The 7,843-nt window shown below is 70.5% G+C and carries 9 protein-coding genes; 6 read left to right on the top strand and 3 right to left on the bottom strand.

The features are described from left to right. Window positions 1-490, bottom strand: a 490-nt coding sequence (locus tag G6024_RS11620; protein ID WP_159148760.1) for a LysR family transcriptional regulator substrate-binding protein, incomplete at its 3' end; no start/stop codon positions are given. Window positions 491-521: 31 nt separating this feature from the next. Next, on the bottom strand, window positions 522-1,826 hold the full coding sequence (gene glyA, locus G6024_RS11615; protein ID WP_159148759.1) for a serine hydroxymethyltransferase: 1,305 nt from the start codon (window positions 1,824-1,826) through the stop codon (window positions 522-524). Between the two features lie 139 nt (window positions 1,827-1,965). Here glyA and coaA point away from each other — a divergent pair, with 139 nt between their 5' ends. From coaA to G6024_RS11595, 4 genes are all read left to right on the top strand, one after another. Further along, window positions 1,966-2,898, top strand: a complete 933-nt coding sequence (gene coaA / locus G6024_RS11610) for a type I pantothenate kinase (RefSeq protein ID WP_159148758.1) — start codon at window positions 1,966-1,968, stop codon at window positions 2,896-2,898. 127 nt (window positions 2,899-3,025) lie between these two features. Further along, entirely contained in the window at window positions 3,026-3,406 is a 381-nt protein-coding gene (locus G6024_RS11605) for a GntR family transcriptional regulator (protein WP_159148757.1), read from the top strand. Then, on the top strand, window positions 3,403-4,260 hold the full coding sequence (locus G6024_RS11600) for an ATP-binding cassette domain-containing protein (RefSeq protein ID WP_235027879.1): 858 nt from the start codon (window positions 3,403-3,405) through the stop codon (window positions 4,258-4,260). Before G6024_RS11605 ends, G6024_RS11600 begins: the two co-directional genes overlap by 4 nt. Window positions 4,261-4,342: 82 nt before the next feature. Next, window positions 4,343-5,125: a hypothetical protein gene (locus tag G6024_RS11595; protein WP_159148756.1), complete on the top strand. Its 783-nt coding sequence runs from the start codon at window positions 4,343-4,345 to the stop codon at window positions 5,123-5,125. 57 nt (window positions 5,126-5,182) lie between these two features. On the opposite strand, the gene G6024_RS11590 is transcribed toward G6024_RS11595, so the two are convergent. Beyond that, the gene (locus G6024_RS11590) at window positions 5,183-6,298 is read right to left on the bottom strand and encodes a tocopherol cyclase family protein (protein WP_159148755.1); all 1,116 of its coding nucleotides are present in this window, start codon (window positions 6,296-6,298) and stop codon (window positions 5,183-5,185) included. A 37-nt stretch (window positions 6,299-6,335) separates the two neighbouring features. On the opposite strand from G6024_RS11590, the gene G6024_RS11585 reads away from it, so the two are divergent. Further along, entirely contained in the window at window positions 6,336-6,836 is a 501-nt protein-coding gene (locus G6024_RS11585) for a PH domain-containing protein (RefSeq protein ID WP_159148754.1), read from the top strand. Continuing rightward, on the top strand, window positions 6,833-7,843 hold a 1,011-nt coding region (locus tag G6024_RS11580; RefSeq protein ID WP_159148753.1), incomplete at its 3' end, for a PH domain-containing protein. The genes G6024_RS11585 and G6024_RS11580, both read left to right, overlap by 4 nt.

Raw genomic sequence — 7,843 nt, 5'->3', positions numbered from 1 at the left:
CGTCGACGGGCCGCGCCACCACGTCGCGCCGACTCAGCGCCCGCGCGTACGGCGCCGGCAGAACGAGCAGCCCCACGCCGGCGGCGACGAGGTCCACCGCGGCGGACACCTCGTCGGGCGTCGCCGTGATCGGATTCACCGACTCGACCCACCGCTCCCCCTCGAGGTCAGCGATCCCCAGCGAGTCGAAGGCGGCGAGCTCGTGGTCCTTCTCGGCGAGCACGGCCATCGTCTCGGTGTACAGCGGGACCCGGAGCAGTCCGGCCGGCGCCGAGCGCGGGGCGTCGTCGGGCTCACGGAGGAAGATCACGTCGAAGCCGTCGTCGCCGGCGGAGTCCGCGAGCTCCGCCCGCGGGTCACCGGTGCGTCGGGCCGAGATCGGCACGCGTGGATTGCGCTCGCGCCACCGCGCGAGCCACTTGTCCGGCTGGACACCGGGGACGTAGCCAACACGTAGACGGGGGCCGTTGCCCGTGTTCTCGTCGGTCATCGGCCCCCGCCTGTCGTTTTCTCGACCCGCCTCAGCCCAGGATCTTCCAGTCCTCGAGACCCTCGTACAGCGGCTTCGACGCGGCCAGCGCGGACACGCGCTCGCGCAGGGCGGTGACGTCCGCGCCCGAGCCCCCGGCCAGCGCTGTGCCGATGATGTCCGCGACTTCACGGAAGTCTTCGGCCTCGAACCCGCGGGTGGCCAGGGCGGGCGTGCCGATGCGCAGGCCGGAGGTCACCATCGGCGGACGCGGGTCGAACGGCACCGCGTTGCGGTTCACCGTGATGCCCACCTCGTGGAGGAGGTCCTCGGCCTGCTGGCCGTCGAGCTCGGAGTCACGCAGGTCCACCAGGACGAGGTGCACGTCCGTGCCGCCGGTGAGGACGGAGACGCCGGCGTCCCTGCAATCCTGCGCGGTGAGCCGCTCGGCGAGGATCTGGGCACCCTCGATCGTGCGCTGCTGACGCTCGCGGAACTGCTCGGTCCCGGCGATCTTCATGGCGGTGGCCTTGGCGGCGATCGCGTGCATGAGCGGTCCGCCCTGCTGGCCCGGGAACACCGACGAATTGAGCTTCTTGAACAGCTCGAGGTCATTGGTGAGGATCATGCCGGAGCGCGGCCCGCCGAGCGTCTTGTGGACGGTCGTGGAGACGACGTCGGCGTGCGGGACGGGGCTCGGGTGCAGGCCGGCGGCGACCAGTCCGGCGAAGTGGGCCATGTCCACCCACAGCTTGGCGCCGACCTCGTCGGCGATCTCGCGGAACGCCGCGAAGTCCAGGGTCCGCGGGTAGGCCGACCAGCCGGCGATGATGACATCCGGCTTCTCCGCCAGCGCCATCTCCCGGACGGCGTCCATGTTGACCTGCATGGTCTCCGGATCCACCTCATAGGCGGCGACCTCGTAGAGCTGGCCGGAGAAGTTGAGCTTCATGCCGTGCGTGAGGTGCCCGCCGTGGGCGAGCGACAGGCCCATGATCTTGGACCCCGGCTTCGCGAGCGCCATGAGCACCGCGGCGTTGGCCTGGGCGCCGGCGTGGGGCTGGACGTTCGCGTACTTGGCGCCGAAGACCTCCTTGGCGCGGTGGCGGGCGAGGTTCTCCACCACGTCCACGTGCTCACAACCGCCGTAGTAGCGGCGACCCGGGTAGCCCTCGGCGTACTTGTTCGTGAGCACCGAGCCCTGCGCCTGCAGGACCGAGCGCGGCACGAAGTTCTCCGACGCGATCATCTCGAGCGTGTCTCGCTGTCGGGCGAGCTCGCCGGCCATCGCCTCGGCGACCTCCGGATCGAGCTCGGACAGGGAGGCGGTGAACACGTCGGTGTTCGGGTCGGTCATCGTTGCTCCTCGCACGTGGGCTTTGCACTTCGTACGAATCGTGTGGGGCCACGGCTCGTCTCGTCGTCGTCGTCGTCAGTCTAGTGCCACGCCACCCTGACACCCTCTCCCCCGTGGCCACCTGCCACAATCGGGAACCGTGAGCAGACAAGCCGGCGACTACACGCCGTACGTCGAGTTCGACCGTCGAAGCTGGCGGCGCCTGCGGCGTGCGATGCCCATGGTGCTCACCGAACAAGACCTCGAGGGCCTCCGCGGCCTGGGCGAACACCTCGACCTCGACGAGATCGCAGAGATCTACCTGCCGCTGAGCCGGCTCATCCACCTGCAGGTATCCGCCCGGCAGCGACTGTTCCAGTCGACCAACCTGTTCCTCGGCGAGACCGTGGACGCCCCCATGCCGTTCGTGATCGGCGTCGCCGGGTCCGTGGCGGTCGGCAAGTCCACCTCCGCCCGCGTGCTGCGCGCGCTGCTCACCCGCTGGGACTCCCACCCCCGGGTGGACCTCATCACCACCGACGGCTTCCTCCACCCCAACCGCGAACTCCAGCGGCGCGGTCTGATGCACCGTAAGGGCTACCCGGAGTCGTACGACCGGCGGGCCCTGCTGCGGTTCGTCACCGAGGTCAAGTCCGGCGCCCCGGTCGTGCGCGCGCCGGTGTACTCGCACACCAAGTACGACATCGTGCCCGACGAGTTCATCGAGGTCCGCCGTCCGGACATCCTCATCGTGGAGGGCCTCAACGTCCTGCAGACCGGGCCGCGCCTCATGGTCTCGGACCTGTTCGACTTCTCGCTCTATGTCGACGCCCGGATCGAGGACATCGAACAGTGGTACGTCGAGCGCTTCCTCGAACTGCGCAGCACGTCGTTCTCCAACCCCAACTCGCACTTCGCGCATTACGCCGACCTGTCCGACAAGGCGGCCCGGCTCGCCGCCCGCGAGATCTGGACGTCGATCAACCGTCCGAACCTGGTGGAGAACATCCTGCCCACCCGGCCGCGCGCGACGCTGGTGCTGCGTAAGAACTCGGACCACTCCATCCAGCGGCTGCGCCTGCGCAAGATCTGACGCCGGGCCGCCACGGCCCACGCCTCTCGCACCCCCGCACATCGCCCTACCTCGACCCTTGCCGCCCCTTCGCTCAAATGGTTCACTACTTGAGTAACTAACCAGCTAACCTGAGGGGGCGACGCCCGTGGACGATGGCAGACCGCTCTTCGTTCAGATAGCGCTCCAGGTCGAGGCCGCGGTCCTCGAGGGCTCCCTCGCAGAGGGCGAGCGCGCCCCGTCGACCAACGAACTCGCGAGCTTCCACCGCATCAACCCGGCCACGGCCGCCAAGGGGATCAACCTCCTCGTGGACCGCGGCATCCTCGTCAAACGCCGCGGGCTCGGGATGTTCGTCGCCGACGGAGCGAGAGAGCTCCTTCGTGCGGAGCGACAGCAGCGGTTCGCGGACGACTACATCGCCCCGATGCTCGACGAAGCCCGCGCGATCGGATTGAGCCCGGAGGACGTGGTGGGCCTGATCCGCACCCACATGAACCACAGCCAGGTGAAGGAGAAAGCGGAATGAGCAGCGCCATCGAGATCAGAGAGCTCACACGCACACACAAGTCGACGACTGCACTCGACGCGGTGACCGTCTCGTTCGAGGCCGGAGTCATCCACGGCCTGCTGGGCCGCAACGGCGTCGGCAAGACCTCGTTGATGTCGATCGTCTCCGGTCAGGACTGGCCCGACAGCGGCGAGGTCGCCGTGTTCGGCGAGTCCCCACACGAGAACGAGCGAGTCCTGTCCCGCATCTGCTTCGTCCGGGAGGACCAGAAGTACATCGAGGATTCCCTGGCCCGCCACGCGTTCGCGGCGGCCGCCATGGCCTTCCCCAACTGGGACCACGACCTGGCCGACCGACTGGCGCGGGACTTCCAGGTGCCGGGCAGGACGCGGATCAAGAAGATGTCGCGCGGTCAGCGGTCCGCTGTGGCCGTGATCATCGGCATCGCCTCCCGCGCCGACGTGACCTTTTTCGACGAGCCCTACATGGGTCTGGACGCCGTCGCGCGCCAGCTGTTCTACGACCGGCTGCTCGAGGACTATGCCGAGCAGCCACGGACCATCGTCCTGTCCTCCCATCTCATCGACGAGCTCGCGCACCTGATCGAGAACGTCGTGCTGCTCGATCAGGGCCGGGTCCTGCTCGACGAGCCCGTCGAGGACCTGCGTGGTCGCGCCGTGACGCTGATCGGCGCGGCGGAGGTCGTCCGTCAGCTGACCGACTTCCGCCAGGTTCTGCACACCGAGTCACTCGGTCGCATGGCCAGGACAACGGTGCTGGGCGCCCTGGAAGAGACCACGAACTGCGGCGGGCCCGCACCAGCGGGGTCGAGGTCGTCCCGGTGTCCCTGCAGCAGCTCATCGTCCACCTGACGTCCGGGACGGGACCCGACCACCCGCTCCCCGACGCCGCCTCGGCAGCACAGCTGACCGGATCGAATTCGGAGGTCGCCTCATGAACGCCACCACCACCAGCCTCGACGGCCCCGTCACCGAGCGGAACCCATCGACTGCGTGGGCCGCCCGGATCCCGGCGGCGTTCCGTCTGCAGTTCGTCGTGCCCAGCAACCTGCTCATCGTCCCCACCGCGGTGTTCCTGCTGGTCTGGGCGGTGGCGATCGGGATCACCTTCTGGATCGATGCCCTCGCCGACGGCCGCGTCGCCGCCGAGGAGCCGATGTACGGCGGCGCCTCCCAGGCCGCGGTGTGGACACTCGGCTTCATGGCCGCCTACACGGTCACCCAGACGTTGCCGTTCGCCATGGCGCTCAGCTTCAGTCGACGGACCTTCGTCGTGGGCGCCTACCTGGCGTTCGCGGCGGTCTCGGCAGGCTTCGGAACGGCGTACGCCCTCGCGGCGTGGGTCGAGCGGGTCACCGACGGCTTCGGCATCCACGCCTACCAGTTCGACACCCCGTTCATGACGAGTAGCCACGGCCTGTTCGGGGCGGGAGTGTTGGCGGCCGCCCTCGCCTTCGCGGTGATGGTCCTGGCGTTCCTGTTCGCCGGCGTGTTTCGGCGGGTGTCGGTCCTGGGCTTCTGGACTCTCATGGTTGCGCTGCTGGCGGCCATCGGCGCGGTCGTCCTGATCCTCGGACAGAACGCAGGCTGGGCCGGAATCGGGCAGTGGTTCCTCGCGCAGACGGCGCTGACCGGGTCGGCGTACTTCTTCGGGGTGGCTGTGGTGGCCGCCGTCCTCGGGTACCTGGTCCTGCGCAGGGCCACCCCGACGAGCTGACGGGCCGCGGCTGACCGCGGTGGTCAGGCCCCGGCGCGGACCGCCGGGGCCCGATCGCTACATCGGCGGCGCGCCCGTCTCCCCCTCCGGAACACCACGCCGCCGAAGTTCAGCCTCTGCGCGGTCGAGCCCACCGTGTTCGAGCGCGGCCAGGGCGCTGCGGTCCGACCACACGAGCCGACCGTGCCGGCGGACCTCCACCTCGAGCTCCCCGGCCAGGTGCTCGATCGACCCGGCGGAGTTCCGCTTCTCCGACGGGAGCGGGACCGGCAGCACGTGCGCACGGTCCAGGGGCGAACGCCCGCTGATCCGCACCTGCCAGCCGTAGCCGCGTCCCTCGAACTCCCACCGCTCGTCGGTCACGTCGGCTCGGACCGGCGAGACGACCGGGTTGCCCAGCCGGATGACCTTCCCGCCGGGCAGGCGCACGACGACCGCCGTCACCTCGGTGCGCAGCGGCCCCGAGTGGATCTGCCCGCCGGCGAACGCCACGCACGTGTTCGGCTCGGAGAACGCCTGCGCCTGCCCCCACCACCACGACTCGGGGAAGCCCTCGGCCCCCCAGTTCTTCTCGCCGTACACCTCGGCGCCGTCGAACTCCCAGTGCTCGCCGTCGAGTTCGGCCCACCCGCGGGCCCGGCCGCCGAGCAGCCAGGGGTGCCAGTACTGGTTGAGCGCGGAGACGGACTGGAAGATGCTCGAGCCGCCGACGGCGGAGTGCGGCCACTGCACCGGGTCGGTGATGTCCACGTGGAGGCGCGCGCCGTCGCCCATGTCCACGCGGACCCCGTCGGGTCGGTACTCGAACAGGTCGCCGGAGCGCGCGCCGATGCGGTCCGGATCAGCCCAGCCGTCGGGCGCGGCCATGAGGCGCAGGGTGGACGACGACGATGACGACGAGGAGAAAGACGACGACAACGAAGAGCCCCCGTCTCCGTCCCGGCGCGATCCACCGGCCTCGATCGGGATGGGCGCCTCGTCGGACGCGAGGCCGAGGGTCGCCCAGTGCCCGTCGGGTCCCCGGTTGACCCCGATGAGGGCGATCACCACGCGCCCGCGCTCACGGTCGGTGACGCGGAGGAAGTACCCCTCCATGGCCACGCCGTGTGCGCGGAGCGGATCTCCGAAGGGCAGGTCTGCGCCGGTCGCCCGGTATCGCCGGAGGAGTCCCATGCTCCCGAGCCTTCCACAACACCCCTAGTCTGGACCCGTGAATGAGACTCAACTCGGGACTCGACTCGGCCTCCGTCCGCCTCGGGAACGGGTCGATCCCCGGTGCTGGCGGTGGTGGGCGGCGCAGGTCGCCCTGTGGATGGTCGGCCCGCTGCTCGTCCTGGCGGCGTCGACGCTTCTCCTGGGCCCGTGGATGCTCCTCGCCACCGCCGGGTGGGCAGTGCTGACCGTGGCCGCGTTGGTGGTCGTGCCCCGGGTCCGGTGGGCGATCCACCGCTGGGAGGCCACCGACACCGCCGTCTACAGCCGTAGTGGACTGTTCTGGGAGGAGTGGCGGGCGGCTCCCCTGTCGCGCGTCCAGACCGTCGACAAGACCCGCGGCCCGCTGCAGCGACAGTTCGGCCTCGCCACCGTCGTGGTCACCACCGCGTCGTCGAAGGGAGCGGTCCGCATCAGCGCCCTCGACGCCACGCAGGCCGAGGAGATGGCCGACCGCCTCACCCTCCTCGCCGAGGACGACCAGCGGGACGCCACATGACCGGCCCGGCCGGTCCAGACGGCCCGCTCCGCCCCGCCGGCGCGGACCACGACGACTGGCGTCCGCTGGACCGTCGGACGATCACCTCCACGACCGTGGTAGTCGCCGCCGCGCTCGTCGCCGCGGCGGTGCCGGCGGCGATCGGCATGCTGGTGGGCGGCCTCGCCATCGGGTGGGTGCTCCTCTGGACGGTGGGCGGGGCGGTCGCGGGGACCGTCGCCACCGCGATCGCCGAGTCCGCCCGACTGACGGTGACCCGCTACCGCGTGGACGCACACCGGATCGAGCGCCGGGTCCGCTTCCTGTCGAGCACTACCTCGACGCTCTCGACGCACCGGGTCCGCAACGTGGAGATCACCGCCGACGTCGTCCAGCGTCGCCTCGGGATCGCCACGCTCAAGCTGGCCAGCGGGGAGACCGACGGTTCGAGGATGACGCTGGCCGCCCTCGACCGCTCCGAGGCCGAGGACCTGCGCCGCCGAATACTGGCCGACCGCGCCGGCGCCGGCACCCACGAACTCGCCCGCCTCGATCCCCGGTGGGTCCGCTACGCCCCGGCCAGCCTCATGACGCCGGTGTTCGGCCTGGTGGGCTTCGGCATCGTGCTCCAGGTGGCCGACTGGTTCAACGCGGTGCCGGCGGTGCTGGAGTGGGTCTGGGACCGCGTCGGCGGGCTGCCGTTGCCCGTCCTCGCCATCGGCGTGGTGGCCCTGACCCTGGCCATCGGGACAGTCGCCGCCACGGTGCTGTTCGTGGAGAACTGGTGGGGCATGCGCCTCGAGCGTCACCGCGACGGGTCGCTCGAACTTCGCCGAGGCCTGGTCGTGGGCCGGCACGCGACGTTCGACGGCCGACGCGTCCGTGGCATCACGCTGCACGAGCCGCCGGGGTTCCGCGCCGTCGGGGCCGCCCGGCTGGACGTGATCGCCACCGGCGTGGGCGTCGGCAAGGACGAGAACGGCAAGCCCAAGCAGAGCCCCGCGCTGATCCCGGCCTCGCCGCGCGAC

The sequence above is a fragment of the Dietzia maris genome, from assembly GCF_014144855.1.
Lineage (GTDB): Bacteria > Actinomycetota > Actinomycetes > Mycobacteriales > Mycobacteriaceae > Dietzia > Dietzia kunjamensis.
The sequence above is the reverse complement of the archived record's forward strand: the minus strand, read 5'-3'. Positions and strand labels throughout refer to the sequence as shown.

Coding starts and splice junctions, on each gene's coding strand:
- G6024_RS11590 (WP_159148755.1), bottom strand. CDS start 6,298: ATGGGACTCCTCCGGCGATACCGGGCGACCGGCGCAGACCTGCCCTTC.
- G6024_RS11600 (WP_235027879.1), top strand. CDS start 3,403: ATGAGCAGCGCCATCGAGATCAGAGAGCTCACACGCACACACAAGTCG.
- glyA (WP_159148759.1), bottom strand. CDS start 1,826: ATGACCGACCCGAACACCGACGTGTTCACCGCCTCCCTGTCCGAGCTC.
- G6024_RS11595 (WP_159148756.1), top strand. CDS start 4,343: ATGAACGCCACCACCACCAGCCTCGACGGCCCCGTCACCGAGCGGAAC.